The sequence below is a fragment of the Paenarthrobacter sp. NPDC091669 genome (assembly GCF_044756725.1).
GTDB classification, from domain to species: domain Bacteria; phylum Actinomycetota; class Actinomycetes; order Actinomycetales; family Micrococcaceae; genus Arthrobacter; species Arthrobacter bambusae_C.
This window is the reverse complement of record NZ_JBIVTK010000008.1, coordinates 31,916-47,662: the sequence shown is the minus strand read 5'-3', so window position 1 is coordinate 47,662 and position 15,747 is coordinate 31,916. Positions and strand designations below refer to the sequence as shown.

Sequence of the window (15,747 nt, the reverse complement as noted above, 5' to 3'; positions counted from 1 at the left end):
AAAACTGCGGCGGCGTGCGCAAAACTCCGGCGAATTCGCAGCATTCCCGGGTTCCCGGCGCCGCACTGTCCACATAGCCGGATATGCCCGTTCCGGCCCGTGGTCCATGGTGGCCAAGCTGTACCGATGAACACACCGTCAACGCACAAAAACAGCACAGAGGCCTCAGTACTTCCTTTGCATGGATACATGTGGAGGACCGACGAGTTACTGCGTTTCGGTCTTAACAGTCGGCGCATCAAGAAACTAGTGGACTCCGATGAACTTCATCGCTTGAGATATGGCTGCTACATCAGGAGTGACAAATGGAATGCCCTGGGTCCTGGGAGGCGGGCCCGAGTACGGATCTTTGCCCATGCTCACGGAACACTGACCACGTCCACAGGCGGTTTCATTTATAGCCATTTGTCTGCGGCACGGCTCCACGGCCTGTTCGTATGGGGCGTGGACGACAAGGTTCATATCCTGCACCGTGCCAGGCCATCCTCGGACCGCTGGGGCAAGGATGTTCGGGGACACAAGGAAAGCTTCACTGAGGATGATGTTGTGCCAGTTCAGGGTTTGCGGGCGACAACACTGGACCGCACCATCTTCGACTGCGCCAGAATGCTTAGCTATCCGAAAGCCCTGGTGATCATGGACCACGGATTGCGCGTCGGCGCCGACATTAACGCACTTGCAGACCTGGCGGCAGCCTCCTCCGGAAAGCGGGGAGTCCGCACGCTTCGCAAGGCCCTGGCCAACGCGGATCCGCGGTCCGAGTCTGCTGGTGAGACGCTGACCCGTGAGCTGATGCAGAGGTTGCGCATCAAGCCTCCGCAGCCACAATTCGAGGTGCAGTCCCGTTTAGGTCGTCATCGGATGGACTTCGCTTGGGAAGAGGAAAAACTGGCGCTGGAGTTCGATGGCCGCACCAAGTATTTCGACTTCAATCCGACAGACGAAGTCATCTTTCAAGAACGACGGCGGGAAAAGGCACTCGTCGAGGAGGGCTGGCGGTTTATCCGGATCGAATGGAAGGACCTTTTTCAAGAGCGTGCCTTCAAGGAGCGCATCCTTCGTGCGCTCGGGTGATGCGGTCGACTCGTGAGTTCGCGGGAACCCTGCATGTTCGCACGCAACCTTTCGGCGACATCGCAGGTTTCCCGCGATCTCGGCGCAGCACCCGCGGCGCAGCACCGTCGGCGCAGCGCCTTAGTAGCCCGAACCCGCAGCGCCCTTGATCATCTCCCCGGCCGGGCTCACCAAGTACCAGACGCCGCCCACGCCTTGGCCTGTGACGTCGCCGGGAGCCTTGTCCTTGGCGTAGTAGTACAGCGGCATGCCGTTGAGCGTCACGTGCTTCTTTCCGTCCGGCGAGGCAATGGTTCCCACCGTTCCGGTGACGCCATCAACAGTGGGAGCGTCCGACGTCGTGGTGAAGATCGGCCACGCCACGAGGCAGGCGTCCACGCAAGCGCTGGTTCCAGAGTCCTTGACGTCCTTGGTGAAGAAGTAGAGGCTCATGCCATTGTTGTCCACCACGATCTGGCCTGCGCTGGAGGACGCAACCTTCATGTCGGCACCGTCGGCAGCGGTGGTGGAAGCCGAAGTTGGCGAAGCCGAGGTGGGGGCCGCAGAGGAGATAGCTGCGGTCGGAGTTGTCGTGCTGGTCCCGGGGCTCCCGCCACAGCCCGCCAGAGTGGCGGTCAGGATCAACGCACCGAATCCAAAACAGAGTCGTTTCTTCATGTCTAGCTCCTTTGACGAGCCGGCCGGAATAGACCGGCGCTAACCCCTACGACGCCGGTGGAGGAAGAATGGTTCACAAGGCTGAACCATTTACCGGTGCGCGTCGTCGTATAGGCGAGGGGCCGGAGGAAAACAGTGAGGGAGGTGGCCATGCCGTTGGACGAGGACGTGGTGGCGGCGATCTACCGCGACCATGGCACCGCCCTGAAACGCTTCGTTCTCAGCTGCACCTCCGACGCCCACCAAGCCAACGACGTCGTACAGGAAACCATCCTCAAGGTGTGGCAGCACGCCCCGCAGATCACGGGAAGCCTGCGCAGCTACCTCTTCCGGACGGCCCGCAACGTCATTATCGACAACTACAGGAAAGCGCAGCGTCGCCCGCTCGAAGCCGGTGAACAGGACCTCCCGGACCACGCGGCCACCGAACGCGTGGACGAGCTCCTGAACCGAGTGCTCATGGAGGAAGCGTTGCTCCGGCTCAGCCACGAACACCGGCAGGTTTTGGTGGCCCTCCATTACCAGAGGTTCACCGTCAGCGAGGCAGCATTGCAGCTGAACATCCCGACCGGAACCGTGAAATCCCGGGCTTTCTATGCTGTGAAAGCCCTCCGAACAATCCTTGATGAAATGGGGGTGGAACGATGACCGGCAACTCTGTCCACCAGTTGCTGGGCGCCTACCTTCTGGGTGGGCTCGAGGCAGACGAAGCCCGTACGTTCGAGGACCACCTTGCCACTTGCGCTGAGTGTCGCCGTGAGCTGGAAGAGCTTGAAAGCCTGCCCGCACTGCTCGACGCCGTTCCCCGGGCTGACGCTGTCGCGCTCACGGTCGCTGGGGGCACGGACACGCTCTCACCATTGGAACCCGAGGCGCTTCCTGAAAAAGTCCTGGTGGATCTGTCGGTCCGTCGAAAGAGATCACGACGGCGGTGGGCGGCTGTGGTGGGTGCGGTTGCCGCTGCTTGCCTTGCAGTTGGCTTCCTCGCCGGACCTCTGCTGAACCAGCCCCCGAAACCGGACGCAAGCTACTCAGTTCAGGCGGACAACGGCTTGCAGCTGACGGTGGGCATGGTGAAAAAGAACTGGGGCACTGAGCTCGCTGTGGAGGGCCGTTCGATGCCGCTGGAAGGCACCCTGTATCTGTGGGTAAAAGGCCGGGACGGCGCCGAAGAACGCACGTGCGGATGGACGGCCACTCAGAGCGGCCGGATCAAGATCACCGGGGCCACTCCGGTGCAGTTGGCCGGCATCGCTGGCGTTGAGCTCCGCGATGAGTCGGAGAAAACGGTGGCTTCGATTTCGGTGCCGTAGCGGTGGTTCCCGAGCGATCTATTGCTCTGTAACGCCGGTTCCCTGGGCGCGCAGTTCGGCCACCAGCGCCGGGTTCTCGCAGGCCTTGGCGAATGCCTCGATCCGGCGTTCGATCTCCCGGCCCAAGAGCCAGCCGCCGATCCTCTCGGCCAACGGCTTTATCAGCGCCGGCCGGCACGAAAAGGTGTACTTCCAGACCGCCCGGGTGCCGCCGTCGTCCGGTGTGAACCGCCAACCGCCGCCGAAGTTTTCAAAGAACCACGGCCCGGACACCATGGTCATACCCACGTTTCGGGGTGGCGTGTAGGAGACGTATTCGCTGACCATTGTCAGGCCCATACGGGAGACCGTCCGTGTCCGCACACCTTTGCCGGCGGCCGTGGCTCCGTCCAGGAAAGCCTGGGCGGAAATGAACGGGTCCCATGTGAGCCGGAATGCGCCAGTGGTCTGGGAGAGGGCGAAGGCGGTCTCCGGATCCAACCGGATGAATCGTTCGGCGCGCACCTGCGGCATCAGAACCCCTGACCTGAACCGAGCACCAGGAACACCATGAAGACAATGCCGAAGATGTTGATCGCCATGATGGCCAAACCGATGATGCCCGTGATGCGTCCGGCGTTCATGCGGCCGGCACGGAAGACGGCGATCAGCCCGCTCACCACTGCAACGATCGCCAGCACCACCGCAATCCCCGCCAGGACCAGCGCACCAAACCACCAGGCATCGTTGCCCTCGTTGTAACGGCTCATGGCGGATGCGACGGCTGCGATGCCCAAGGGGATGCTGACCACGGCTGCGATCGGCGAGAGCACGGCTGCGATGATGCTGGTGATCCCGGCACCCAAGCCGCGATGACCGGTGCGTTGGGGTTGCTGATAGTAGTCGATCGGTGGATGATAGCTCATGGTTCCCCCAAAGGTCCTTCGGCTAGATCTTGCGGTAGGTGAGGTCGAAGATCATGCGCCCGGCCTCGTGGGCTTTGTTCTCGAAACTGGTCCGAATGCGGCCATCGAACCGCGGAGCCCAGCCACCTTCTGCATCCACGCCCTCGTTCGGACCAGTGTGCTCGGTGCTGACCGGCGCGCGGCCTTCCCTCACCGGGGCGCCGCCCACAACGGATTCGACGCCGGACTGCCACACCTGCGTCAGCGGGCTCTCCTCGCCGCTGCGCTCGCCTTCGTGCATGTTCTCGAACTCAGTGGAGTCTGCCAGCACTTCGCGGACGTGCACTGCGTAGTTGGACCAGTCCGTAGCGATGCGCCAGTAGCCACCCTTTTTGAGGGCCTTGGCGGCGACCGAAGCGAACGCGGGCTGGATGAGCCGGCGTTTGTGGTGCCGGGCCTTGTGCCACGGGTCCGGGAAGAACACCCAAAGCTCGCTGACCGAGCCTTCCGGCAGCATGGACTCCAAAACCTCCGGGGCATTGGCTTCCACCACGCGCACGTTGGTCAGCCCGCGGCTGTTGATCTTGATGATGGTGTTGGCCAGGCCCGGGGTGTAGACCTCCACCGCGAGGAAGTCCTTGTCCGGGTTCTGCTCTGCGGCGTGAACCACAGCATCGCCCAGGCCGGAGCCGATCTCCACGATCAGGGGTGCTTTGCGCCCGAATACTGCCTCGGCGTCAAAAGTGTAATCAGGGTGAACGGAAGTGTTGGCGACGTGCCGCGGGACCTGGATCGCCCAGCGCTCAGCGTGCTCTTCCCACGCTGCCTGCCTGCGACCTTGCAGACGGGTTCCACGGCGCACGAAGCTGACGGGCCGGCCGCCATAGGTACCGAAGGAGGCCTGGGTGCCGGGCGTGACGGGTCGCGGGGAATCTGGGTTTTCACTCATCCTTTCCAGAATACTTTGGTTCAGGGGGACGGGTTAGTTCGGCCGGTGAGGCTATGGGGAGGGACCGGTCCAGCGTGCGAGGTGGGAGCCGTAGCTCAGCCGTATAGCAACAGCAAGAGCAACACCAGCCCCTCGAGTCCTGCAATACAAAGCCCGAAGATCCCAAACATCCACGCGATGGTCCGCTGCCCATCGGCATCGCGGTGTTTGGCCAGCCTGAGACAGGTCAGGCCACAGACCAACGCCCCGAGCCAGCAAGCTCCGGTGGGGACCAGGAGAATGGTGTGCGCAGCAATTGCATACGGGCGTGACTCAGCGCCAAACATGAAGAGCATCCCCACGGGGAAGACGATCATGAAGACAATGGGCACCCCGATGGCCAGTGCCAAACTCCAGATGCTTACCTTCAATCCCGGTGGGCGAGAATTCCGCGGGTGCGACTTCTGAGAAGCCGGCAGAGGATGCTCGGAAGTAGTGCAGTGAGGTGAAGGTTTGGGGGTCTTGTCCATGCCCTCAACGCTATGGATCGCGATGCTGCAGAGGCAGGGTAAATCTTTCCTATGTGGATAACGCTGCCAAGGCAGCTGGCCATACACCGCTGGCCATGCACCGCTGGTCCAATACCGCTCACCGGTCATATCCCGCCCAACGGACCCCCTGCCCAAGCCGCACTGACAGAATAGGACGTGTGACCTCCTCCAAGACGCCCGGGTACCAAGAGAAATCAGTCCTCCCTGAGATCGCGGTGGATGCAGAGATCGATGAAGAACCTGCACCGGATCCCACACAGTTAAGCGGCAGAAGGGGCCTGATCTACCTGGCCATCTGCCTCGTGTTGATCGGCCTCAACCTCCGCACCGTCTTCTCCAGCTTCTCCGCGGTGCTCCCGGAAATAACGTCCGACGCCGGCCTGCCGGGCTGGGCGTTGGTGGTCCTCACCACCGTTCCGGTCACGCTGCTGGGTGTCTTCGCACCACTTGCCCCCATCCTGGCCCGCAGATTCGGTGCGGAACGTGTGCTCCTGGGTGCCATGGCCGTCCTCACGATGGGCTTGCTGCTGCGGCCCGTGGAGTTCCCGGGTATGGGTCATTTGCCCGCACTTCTTGCCGGAACAGCTGCCTGCGGTGCCGCCGTCGCGCTCTGCAACGTCCTCCTTCCAGGCGTCGTCAAAAGGGATTTCCCGCACCGCCTCGGCCTGATGGGTGGCCTCTACACCACGGCAATCTGCGCTTCGGCCGCCCTGGGCGCCGGCTTCACGTATCCGGTCTTTACGGCAACCGGCCACTGGACCTCGGCGCTGTGGTTCTGGGCGGTTCCTGCCGCCGTCGTACTCTTGCTTTTCCTGCCGCTGGCAATCCGGCAGCCGGCGGTGAAGCACCACGCAGTCCACGGCGGCGTGAATGTGTGGCGCTCAGCCGTAGCCTGGCAGGTGACGATGTTCATGGTGCTGCAGGCGATGATGTCGTTCAGCGTTTTCGCCTGGATGGCGCCCATCCTGCGGGACCGGGGGATCGATGGCAGTACGGCGGGGCTGATCGTCTCGGTATCGATCGTGCTGCAGATGCTGGGCTCGCTGTTTGCCCCTGCCCTGGCCACGCGGTTCAAGGATCAGCGGATCATCAACATGGTGGTGGCGCTGATGACCGGAGGCGGTTTCGCGCTGACGATTTTTGGCCCCACCGAGCTGATCTGGGTCTGGACCGGGCTCAACGGGCTGGGCCAAGGATCGCTCACCGCGGTGGCCCTCACCATGATTATGGTCCGAACCCGCGACGCCCACACGGCTGCGCACCTGTCCGGGATGATGCAGGGCGTCGGCTACGGAGTAGGTTCGCTCGGCACGCTGATGGTGGGCCAACTCCATCAGGCAACGGGCGGGTTCGCAGCAGCCGGAATTCTTTTCCTGGTGGTCGGGTCCCTGGCCGCCTTCTTTGGTTACCGGGCAGGCCGCGACCGCTTCGTTTAACGTTGCGAGGCCCGCTCTGCATCCCAAAACCTCAGGGAAAGGTGCAGAGCGGGCCTGGCAACGAACGCGGGCTAACTTAGACGGTCAGGTCTTTGCCCTTGGTCTCCGGGATGGAGAAGGCGAACGCGATCCCCACCAGCAGAAGAATCACTGCGTACACGTTGAACAGTTGGGCCTGCCCGATGCTGCCGAGCCAGGTCTGCAAGTAGGGGGCCGTGCCACCGAAGACCGCGACGCAGATGGAGTACGGAACGCCGACGCCGATGGTGCGGATGTGGGTCGGGAACAGTTCGGCATACACGGCGGGGACGATTGAGGCGCTTCCGGCGATGAAGAACAGCATCACGGACATGGACACTGCCAGCTGCCACGGCGAGTCTTTGAGCAGCCATGTCATGGGGAAGTGCAGGAGGGCGGCGCCGGCGGCTGAAGCGATGATGACAGGTTTGCGGCCGATACGGTCCGAGAGCTTGCCCCAGAACGGCAGGGCGGCAATGAACACCACATTGGCAATAACACCTGCCCACAAGGCTTCGCCGCGGTCCATTTTCAAAGCGGTGGCAGCATAGCTCGGCGCCACGACTCCCCAGATGTAGTAGACAACGGTCAAACCAACGGTCAGGCCGATGACCTGGAACGCCTGCTTCCGGTACTTGATGATCTGCGGCAGGATCGGCAGGCGCTTCTCATTGGGAGCCTCTGCCTCGAAGGCCTCGGTTTCCTTCATCTTGGCCCGCATGAAGAGGGCGTAGATGCCCAGCACTCCACCGATCAGGAAGGGGATGCGCCAACCCCAGGCGCTCATGTCTTCCTTGCTCAACACGTTGGTCAGGATGGCCCCCAGCAGTGTTCCGGCCAGGATTCCGGCGGTGCCGGAGGTGTAGATCAGGGTTGCCCAGAAGCCGCGGTGTTCCTTGGGTGCCATTTCGGACAAGTAGGTCTGCGACGACGGCAACTCACCGCCGTGCGCAAGGCCCTGGATGAGCCGTGCGATCAGCAACATCACCGATGCGAAGGCTCCAACGGCAGCGAACGTGGGCGCGATGCCGATGAGGAGGCTGCCCACCGCGCCCAGCGCCACGGCCACGGTCATGGAGGTTTTGCGGCCAATCCGGTCGCCGATCCAGCCGAACACGAAACCGCCAAACGGACGCGCCACGAACCCGACGGCGAAGATCGCCAAGGTGGACAACACAGCTGACGTGGGGTCGGCCTGGCTGAACAAGGCGCTGGCGATGAACGGTGAGAACGTTGCGTAGATCGCCCAGTCGTACCATTCAACGGCGTTGCCGATGCCGGTGCCGATGAGGGTCCGCGCGTGGGATTTGTGGACCGTGACGTCGGCCGACGTTCCTGCGGTGGTGGTCATGAGATTCTCCAAGCTGATGCGGGGAAGGCTGGACGTTAGTTGCCGGCGAGGGCGGCGATGCGGGATACCGCGAGTTGGGCATACAGCGCTGCACCATCGGTGAGGACGCCGTCGTCGAACGTTGCGTAAGGCGAGTGGTTGAACGCCGACGTCGCGTGGTCGGCACCGGGGGCAACGGCACTGAGGCCGATGAACGTCCCTGGAACTTCGGCGAGGACGCGGGAGAAGTCCTCGGAACCACTCAGCGGCGTGGCCATCCGGGTGTGCCGGGACTCGCCGAACATTCCGGCGATGACCTTTTCCGCTGTGGTGGTCTCGTCCTCATCATTGATGGTGAGCGGGTATTCATCGTCGTACTGCACATGAACCTCCAGCCCGTGGGCCGCGGCGATGCCTTGCAGCAGCCTGGGTACTGCTTCCATCATCTTCCTGCGCGACGCTTCGGAGAAGGTCCGGATGGTGGCTTCTATGCGGGCGGTCTCCGGGATGACGTTGCGCTTGGTTCCGGCCTGCAACACGCCAACAGTGAGGACTACGGGATCGAAGAGGTCGAACTGGCGGGTGACCATGACCTGCAAGGCGGTGACCATTTCCGCCGCGGCGGTGACGGGATCCTTGGCCAGGTGGGGTGCCGAGCCGTGTCCGCCGGCGCCGTGGACGGTGACGAAGAGCCCCGCCGAGGAACTGAGCATGATGCCGGGCTTCGTGAGGAACTGTCCGTGATCGGCCACGGAAGAGAACACATGCATGCCGTAGGCGGCGTCCGCGCGCTTGCCGGCTGCGTCCAGAACGCCTTCCTTGATCATGTAGCCGGCACCGTCGAAGCCTTCCTCGCCGGGCTGGAACATGAGGATCACATCGCCGGCCAGCTGATCGCGGCGCTCTGCCAGGAGGGTGGCGGCACCGGCCAGCATGGAGGTGTGGAGGTCGTGGCCACAGGCATGCATCGCGCCATCCACGCGGGAGGTGTAGTCCACGCCGGTGGTCTCCTGAACGGGAAGCCCGTCCATGTCGGCTCGCAGCAACACCACGGGCTTCTCAGCCGAAGCGTGGGCACCGCCGCGGAGAACCGCAGTGACCGACGTCGTTTCTTCACCAAGGGTGATCTCGTACGGCAGTCCGTCCAGTGCCTTGAGCACCTTTTCCTGCGTGCGGGGAAGCTGCAGGCCGATTTCGGGTTCGCGGTGAAGGTCGTGACGGAGGCGGACGATGTCGTCCCGCAGCTCCTTGGCGTCGGCAGCGATGGTCATGTTTTACTCCTGGGTTTATCCGGGGTCTCTTCCTTAGAACATTGTCTGGTGATGTGCTTCACATGGTGGGAAACATCTGGAAATATGCATTTTTCGCTGCGATGATCATGAATTATGCAGCCATCTGCAAGAATCGGGTCATGGAACTCAGCGAAGAAGACCTGCGCCTGATCAACGCCCTGCAAATTTCACCCAGGCTCAGCTGGTCCGATGCCGGCCAGGTTCTGGGTGTCCACGCCACCACGTTGGCGGCTCGTTGGGACCGACTCCGGGAGGCAGGAGCGGCATGGACCACATCGCACCTCACGGGTGATCCGAAGAACATGTGCCTGGCCATGGTGGACGTTGACTGCGAAATGCACCTCAGGCCGGACGTGACCGCAGCTTTAGCCGAGCTCCCGGAGATCATCACCGTTGAGGAAGCTGCGAGCAACCGCGACCTGACGCTGACGGTGATCACACGGGACTTGGAACAGTTCAGCACACAACTGTTGCCCAGGCTGAAGGAAATCCGCGGACTCACCAAGTACCACACGGCGCTTTGCACCCGGATCCATATCAGCGGTTACGCCTGGCGCCTCAACGTCCTGACCAAAGCTGAGCAGCAGGCGCTCCGGGCACTCGCAGGACCGGAGGCCATTCCCCTGGGACCTGAATCAACGGCCGCCCCACTCCCTGAGAGCCACTTGGCGCTGATCCCGTTCCTTGCCAGGGATGGGCGGGCCACTGCGGCGGACATCGCCAGGGCTTTGGGGCGGAATCCGGCCACAGTCCAGCGGCAACTGGGAAGGGTCCTGGCCAGCGGGACGTTGTCCTTCCGCTGCGAAATTGCCCAACAATTCTCGGGCTTTCCCGTGACCATCCAGTGGTTTGCGAACGTGCCGGCGGGCCGGCACGAGGCAGCGGCCATCGAGTCGCGTGCCATTCGGAACGTCCGGTTCGCTGCGTCCACCACGGGCCGCACCAACTTCACCATCATCATGTGGCTGCGATCCTTGGCCGAAGTCCTGGAGATGGAGCTCACCGTCCAGCAACGGATCCCGGGCATCGAACTGGTGGAGAGCGTGGTCATGCTGAACACAGCCAAGCGGGTCGGATGGATGTTGAACCCGGACTCGACCGCCACTGGCGAGGTGGTGGCGCCCTACGCGGAGCTGCTGCCCGACGGCATTTAGGCGTGCTTGGTAGCCCTGAGGACCGTGTCCAGGGTGGTGCCTGACTCGCCGTCGGGGCCAGTGACGGAACGTTCGCGGTCGGTGAGGACGTTGACGAACCATGGCTCTCGGTCCAGTCGCAGCGCGCCGGCCAACTGCTCCGGAGTGAAAAACATGCCGGAGTCGTGGTGATGGCTCCACGACGGCAGCCCGTGGGGATGGTGTCCCACGATCAACAACGTGCCACCGGGTGCGACGGCGGCAGCGGCTTTCAAGGCCGAGTCGCGCCACGGCAGCAGGGGTGAGTGCAGGAACTGCGCCGAGACCAAATCAAACACCGGCTCCGGCGTCCACTCGGTGAGGTCCTGCTGCTGCCAGGTGATCCGGTCCCGGTGGCTGGTTTCCGCTGCATGCGCAGCTGCCCGTTCAAGCGCGACGGCGGACACGTCCACAGCGGTCACGGTCCAGCCCTGCTGTGCGAGCCACAGGGCGTCGCCGCCCTCGCCACAGCCGAGGTCCAGGGCCCGGCCAGGTTTCAGGTCCTTGGCTTCGGCCACGAGTTGCGGGTTGGGATTCCCGCTCCAAACCTTGGTCCGTTCCCGGTACATGCCATCCCACATGTCCACGGCGTTGTCCGCATCCTCATGGAGGTTCAGGCCGCTCTGTTGCGCTCCTTCATGCTGGTGCCCGTGCCGATGGGTGCCCGCACTGGTGGGCTGTTCGCTCAGGGGAGTACCGCCGTCGTGCGTCTTTTCAGTCATACGCCAAGCGTGCCGCTACGGGCGGACAGAAGGCAATGCCTGTTGCTGGTCCGGCAAGTTCCACGCCGGTGAGGGGCCGGCTATGGTATTTCCATTCGACGGTGGGTAGCCTTTGTCGCACACGCGCCCTTCGCGAATCCAGGGGCGCCTGAACTGGGGGATTCATGGTGTTCCTGGCGCGAAAATTCAGTCTGAAGGCCTGCCTGTCAGGTGCCCTTGCAGCTGTGGTGGTGATGGCAGCGGCGCCACCCTCGCAGGCGGTTTCACCAACGTCCGACGCCGGGGCGCTGACGGTCCAGGCGGTGGTCCAGGCAGCCGGCCCGGCCGATCCCCGGAAAATCGACGTAGCCCACCCGCGATTTGTGGAGCTCAACAAGGACGGCAGCAGGCTCTTTGTGGCCAGCCCCGAGGGTCGTCTTTCGGTCATCGATACAGCCCAGGGAGTGGCGACCAAGAGCGTCCAGGCCGGCGCCACCACGGCAATGGTGCTGAGTCCGAAGGGCACATCGGCCTTCATGGCGACGGGCAGCAGCGTCACTATCGTCGACACATCCACCATGACCGTAAAGTTTGTGGTCCCGATGGCCGACGACGTGACCGGCATGGTGGCCAGCCCGGGTGGAACGGCGCTGTACGTGGGACTCGCCAACGCGGGCGTGAAAGTGGTTGATGTTGCCCAGGGCAAGGTGACCGCCCAAATACCTACAGGTGGCACCATCACCAAGCTGCTCGCAACTCCGGACGGTGCCAAGCTCTACGCGCTTAAGGGCGCATCCGTCGCAGTCATTGATACCAAGAGCCGAACCGTCCTTGGCGCCGGGCCGATGACCGGAACGGATGGCACCATGTCACCGGACGGAACCCGGTTGGTGACGGTGCACGGATGGGGACTTTCGGTCATCAACACCGCCACCGATAAGGTCCTGGCCACTTTCTCGACGTTCCTGGCACCGTCCGCTCCGGTCTTCACTCCGGACAGCAAACACGCCTTTTTCGAGGACCATGGACAGCCGTACTACCCTTCACCGGGTCGTCGGGTGATCAGTAATCCCATGGTGTCCCAGCTCAATCTTGAGACTCTGAGTGTGGGGCAGGCCACTCCGGACAGGCAGGAGTGGAGCACCATGGTTGTCCACCCGGATGGAACACGCCTCTACCGGACCCAGTCAACGGTGGTCCAAGTGTGGGGCGCCAGGTCCGACACGTCAGCCATCCCGCTGGCCGAGACCATCGAACTCGGTGCCTCCGCGTCTGTCCAGGCCATGGCACCGGACGGATCCAAGCTCTACGCCGCCGCCTTTGAGGGCAACGCCATCTGGGTCATCGACACCTCCGGCCCGCCAAAGAACGTTTGGAAGGATTACAACTCCGACGGCGCCACTGACGTTCTCGCCCGGGATACCGCAGGCACCCTGTGGCTCTACCCCGGCGACGGAAAGAAGGGATGGCTTCCACGGTCAGCGGTGGGTTCGGGATGGAACGGCATGAGCCTCATCCTCTCTGCCGGCGACTTCAACGGAGACGCCCACGCTGACGTCCTGGCGCGGGATGCTGCCGGGGACCTCTGGCTCTATCCCGGGAACGGACGCTCGAATTGGCTGCCGAGAACCAAAGTGGGCGTGGGCTGGAATGCCATGACCGCCGTCGTTACCCCCGGCGACTTCAACGGTGACGGTAAAGCCGATGTCATGGCCCGCGACGCCGCAGGGGATCTCTGGCTGTATCCGGGCAACGGGGTAGGCGGCTGGCTCCCGCGCGTCAAAGCGGGAATTGGATGGAACCAGATGACCACCCTTCTGGGGCCGGGGGAGTTTGGGGCTCCGGGAGGAGACATCGTGGCCAAAGACGCGGCCGGCACCTTGTGGCTCTACGAAGGGAACGGCAGCGGGGGGTGGCTGCCGCGCAAGCAGGTGGGTGTCGGTTGGAACGTCATGACGGCGCTGGTGACACCCGGCGACGTCAACAGCGACGGGGTGCCCGATGTCCTGGCGCGCGATGCCAACGGAAACCTCAAGCTCTACCGCGGAACGGCGTCGGGTGGCCTGCAACCCGACCTGCAGGTGGGCGCCGGGTGGAACGTCATGACCGCCATCCTCTGATGCGGCTACGTGGGCTGGTTCCAGCGCTGCGCCCCGGCCCCTGAAGCGCCGAGCTCGTCGGACGGGTTCTGCAGTGTGCACGACTTCAGGCTCAGGCAGCCGCAGCCGATGCACCCGTCGAGGTCGTTGCGGAGGTGCTGGAGTGCGGCGATGCGTTCGTCGAGCTCCGTGCGCCACCGCAGCGACAACCTCGCCCAGTCCCGCTTGGTGGGAGTCCTGCCGTCCGGCAAGGAATCCAAGGCTTCACGGATGTCCTTCAACGGCAGGCCCACCCGCTGGGAGGTCTTGATGAATGCGACCCGCCGGAGCGTGTCGCGCCTGTACCGGCGCTGGTTGCCGGCCGTCCGCTCGGCTTCGATGAGCCCGTTGCGTTCGTAGAAATGAAGGGCCGACGGCGACACTCCGCTTCGCTCGGACAGCTCACCGATGCTGAGGGGCCGGTGTGTTGCGGCTTGCGACATGACATTGCTTCCGGTGGTGGGCGGTGGATTGACCTCAACATTAGTTGAGGTTCTAGGGTAACCACCATGACCTCTGACACCTCAACGGCCGGGATACTGAGCCGCCCCTACTTGCTGGCCACCGTGGGAGCCTGCGCGCTGGTATTCCTCAGCGCGTTCGAGTCCCTCGCAGTAACCACCATCATGCCGCTGGTAAGCCGCGACCTCGACGGAGCCAGCCTGTACGCACTGGCCTTCGCCGGGCCGCTGGCAACAGGCGTGATGGGCATGGTGGCAGCGGGGAACTGGTCGGATCGTCGTGGTCCGGCGGCACCCCTGTATTCTTCGGTGGCGTTGTTCGTGGTGGGACTGCTGATTGCCGGGATGGCCGGCACCATGGAAATCCTGGTGCTGGGCCGGCTGGTCCAAGGGCTTGGCGGTGGGGCAATGACTGTTGCCCTCTATGTGTTGGTGGCCCGCGTGTACCCGCCCGTGCTGCATCCCAAGATCTTCGCCGCCTTCGCCGCCTCCTGGGTGGTGCCGTCCTTGGTGGGACCCTTCGCCGCAGGGGTTGTTGCCCAGCTAAGCAGTTGGCACTGGGTGTTCCTTGGCGTTGTGGGGCTGGTGGTTCCGGCGCTGCTCATGGTGGTGCCGGCTGTGCGGGGGATACGATCCGGGGCTGCTTCGGAATCTGTCGGCGAGCCCATCCCGTGGGCGTTTGGCCGCATGGGGTGGGCTGCGCTCGCAGCTGTTGCCGTCCTCGGACTGAACCTGTCAGCAGAGGTTCCGGGCGTGGGCGGGGCGATTGCCGTCGTCGCGCTTGTCCTGGCACTGACGGCGGTCCGCCCACTGGTGCCCCGCGGAACGTTGACCGCCCGCAGGGGGTTGCCCAGCGTGATCCTGGTGCGCGGGCTCGCGTCTGCGGCGTTCTTTGGCGCCGAGGTGTACCTGCCGTACCTGTTGACGGAGCGCTATGCGTTTACACCGACGTTTGCTGGACTGACGCTGACCGGTGCCGCGCTGGCCTGGGCTGGGGCTTCTGCCGTTCAGGGGCGATTGGGTGCCCGGCTGGTAGATGCGCTGGCCGTGAAAATCGGGGCCGCGCTGGTGCTGGTTGCCGTGATCTCGACTTTGGTGACGGCCGCGTTTGCGCTGCCTGCGGCCGTGGCGATCGGCGGCTGGATCCTCGCCGGCGCCGGGATGGGCCTCATGTACCCGCGGTTGTCCGTGATGACGTTGGCACTGTCCACCCCTGAAAACCAGGGCTTCAACAGTGCGGCCATGTCCATCTCCGACTCCCTGGGCGGCGCGCTCTCCCTGGCTCTCACGGGACTCGTCTTTACCGCCTTTACGACGACGAACTCGTTTGCGGGGGTCTTCGCGCTGACGGCGGTGATCGCCGTCGTCGGGGTCCTGATCGCGCCGAGGGTCGCCGCACCCAGGGCCGCCGCACCCAGGGCTGCCGCGGGCAGGGTCGCCGCGGGCAGGGCGGGGGAGGGCGCCCGGCAGGGTGTGTCACGTGCCGAAGCAAGTGCACCCGACGCCGAACCCGAACTCACGCGCAACGCCTGACCCATTCCCGACCCGTTGTGGGGCCCGCTCTGCGCGCATTGGTGGCCCCGAGTCGCGCAAAGCAGGCCCCGCAACGGGTGGGGGAGGTAGTTGTGGGGCCCGGTCTGCGGGTTTCGCGGGCCCCGAGTCGCGCAAAGCAGGCCTCGCAACGGGCGCCTGAGCAGCCCCGATGCAGGTCCGCAGGAGAAACACTGCTAAGCTGGGAACACTTGATGTGCGGTGACGCCCTAAAGCAGGTGGCCTGAACGGCTGCGCGGCA

16 protein-coding genes are annotated in these 15,747 nt (G+C 63.9%); 7 read left to right on the top strand and 9 right to left on the bottom strand.

The window, feature by feature from the left end; genetic code table 11:
- The first annotated feature begins 126 nt into the window (after positions 1-126).
- Entirely contained in the window at positions 127-1,074 is a 948-nt protein-coding gene (locus tag ACIQLI_RS14530; protein ID WP_400389685.1) for a hypothetical protein, read from the top strand.
- A 120-nt stretch (positions 1,075-1,194) separates the two neighbouring features.
- Here the strand turns inward: ACIQLI_RS14530 and ACIQLI_RS14525 are convergent, their stop codons facing one another.
- Complete coding sequence (locus ACIQLI_RS14525; RefSeq protein WP_400389682.1) at positions 1,195-1,731, bottom strand: hypothetical protein; 537 nt, start codon at positions 1,729-1,731, stop codon at positions 1,195-1,197.
- A 150-nt stretch (positions 1,732-1,881) separates the two neighbouring features.
- Here ACIQLI_RS14525 and ACIQLI_RS14520 point away from each other — a divergent pair, with 150 nt between their 5' ends.
- Together ACIQLI_RS14520 and ACIQLI_RS14515 are read left to right on the top strand one after the other, a co-directional pair.
- On the top strand, positions 1,882-2,379 hold the full coding sequence (locus tag ACIQLI_RS14520; RefSeq protein WP_400389679.1) for a sigma-70 family RNA polymerase sigma factor: 498 nt from the start codon (positions 1,882-1,884) through the stop codon (positions 2,377-2,379).
- The gene (locus ACIQLI_RS14515; RefSeq protein ID WP_400389676.1) at positions 2,376-3,044 is read left to right on the top strand and encodes a zf-HC2 domain-containing protein; all 669 of its coding nucleotides are present in this window, start codon (positions 2,376-2,378) and stop codon (positions 3,042-3,044) included. The genes ACIQLI_RS14520 and ACIQLI_RS14515 overlap by 4 nt, the downstream gene beginning before the upstream one ends.
- Positions 3,045-3,062: 18 nt before the next feature.
- Here the strand turns inward: ACIQLI_RS14515 and ACIQLI_RS14510 are convergent, their stop codons facing one another.
- From ACIQLI_RS14510 to ACIQLI_RS14495, 4 genes are all read right to left on the bottom strand, one after another.
- Entirely contained in the window at positions 3,063-3,557 is a 495-nt protein-coding gene (locus tag ACIQLI_RS14510) for a type II toxin-antitoxin system RatA family toxin (protein WP_400389673.1), read from the bottom strand.
- On the bottom strand, positions 3,557-3,949 hold the full coding sequence (locus tag ACIQLI_RS14505; protein WP_400389670.1) for a hypothetical protein: 393 nt from the start codon (positions 3,947-3,949) through the stop codon (positions 3,557-3,559). Before ACIQLI_RS14505 ends, ACIQLI_RS14510 begins: the two co-directional genes overlap by 1 nt.
- Before the next feature lie 22 nt (positions 3,950-3,971).
- Complete coding sequence (trmB, locus tag ACIQLI_RS14500) at positions 3,972-4,877, bottom strand: tRNA (guanosine(46)-N7)-methyltransferase TrmB (protein ID WP_400389668.1); 906 nt, start codon at positions 4,875-4,877, stop codon at positions 3,972-3,974.
- Positions 4,878-4,972: 95 nt separating this feature from the next.
- The gene (locus tag ACIQLI_RS14495) at positions 4,973-5,266 is read right to left on the bottom strand and encodes a hypothetical protein (RefSeq protein WP_354227634.1); all 294 of its coding nucleotides are present in this window, start codon (positions 5,264-5,266) and stop codon (positions 4,973-4,975) included.
- 299 nt (positions 5,267-5,565) lie between these two features.
- Between ACIQLI_RS14495 and ACIQLI_RS14490 the strand changes: the two genes are divergently transcribed.
- A complete protein-coding gene (locus ACIQLI_RS14490) occupies positions 5,566-6,843 on the top strand; it encodes a CynX/NimT family MFS transporter (protein WP_400389664.1) in 1,278 nt (425 codons plus the stop codon).
- 76 nt (positions 6,844-6,919) lie between these two features.
- Here the strand turns inward: ACIQLI_RS14490 and ACIQLI_RS14485 are convergent, their stop codons facing one another.
- The gene (locus ACIQLI_RS14485; RefSeq protein WP_400389661.1) at positions 6,920-8,212 is read right to left on the bottom strand and encodes an MFS transporter; all 1,293 of its coding nucleotides are present in this window, start codon (positions 8,210-8,212) and stop codon (positions 6,920-6,922) included.
- 35 nt (positions 8,213-8,247) lie between these two features.
- Positions 8,248-9,462, bottom strand: coding sequence for a M20 family metallopeptidase (locus tag ACIQLI_RS14480; protein WP_400389658.1), 1,215 nt, complete (start codon positions 9,460-9,462; stop codon positions 8,248-8,250).
- 140 nt (positions 9,463-9,602) lie between these two features.
- Between ACIQLI_RS14480 and ACIQLI_RS14475 the strand changes: the two genes are divergently transcribed.
- Positions 9,603-10,637, top strand: a complete 1,035-nt coding sequence (locus ACIQLI_RS14475; RefSeq protein ID WP_400389655.1) for an Lrp/AsnC family transcriptional regulator — start codon at positions 9,603-9,605, stop codon at positions 10,635-10,637.
- On the opposite strand, the gene ACIQLI_RS14470 is transcribed toward ACIQLI_RS14475, so the two are convergent.
- The gene (locus tag ACIQLI_RS14470) at positions 10,634-11,377 is read right to left on the bottom strand and encodes an SAM-dependent methyltransferase (protein WP_400389652.1); all 744 of its coding nucleotides are present in this window, start codon (positions 11,375-11,377) and stop codon (positions 10,634-10,636) included. The two genes, ACIQLI_RS14475 and ACIQLI_RS14470, sit on opposite strands and share 4 nt — an antisense overlap.
- Positions 11,378-11,541: 164 nt before the next feature.
- Here ACIQLI_RS14470 and ACIQLI_RS14465 point away from each other — a divergent pair, with 164 nt between their 5' ends.
- Positions 11,542-13,476 carry an FG-GAP-like repeat-containing protein gene (locus ACIQLI_RS14465; RefSeq protein ID WP_400389649.1) on the top strand — a complete coding sequence of 645 codons (1,935 nt, stop codon included), beginning with the start codon at positions 11,542-11,544 and terminating at the stop codon, positions 13,474-13,476.
- A gap of 5 nt (positions 13,477-13,481) precedes the next feature.
- Here the strand turns inward: ACIQLI_RS14465 and soxR are convergent, their stop codons facing one another.
- The gene (soxR, locus tag ACIQLI_RS14460; protein WP_400389646.1) at positions 13,482-13,937 is read right to left on the bottom strand and encodes a redox-sensitive transcriptional activator SoxR; all 456 of its coding nucleotides are present in this window, start codon (positions 13,935-13,937) and stop codon (positions 13,482-13,484) included.
- Between the two features lie 66 nt (positions 13,938-14,003).
- Between soxR and ACIQLI_RS14455 the strand changes: the two genes are divergently transcribed.
- Positions 14,004-15,488 (top strand): MFS transporter, encoded by a 1,485-nt coding sequence (locus tag ACIQLI_RS14455; RefSeq protein ID WP_400389643.1) that lies wholly within the window; start codon positions 14,004-14,006, stop codon positions 15,486-15,488.
- The last annotated feature ends 259 nt before the right edge of the window (positions 15,489-15,747 follow it).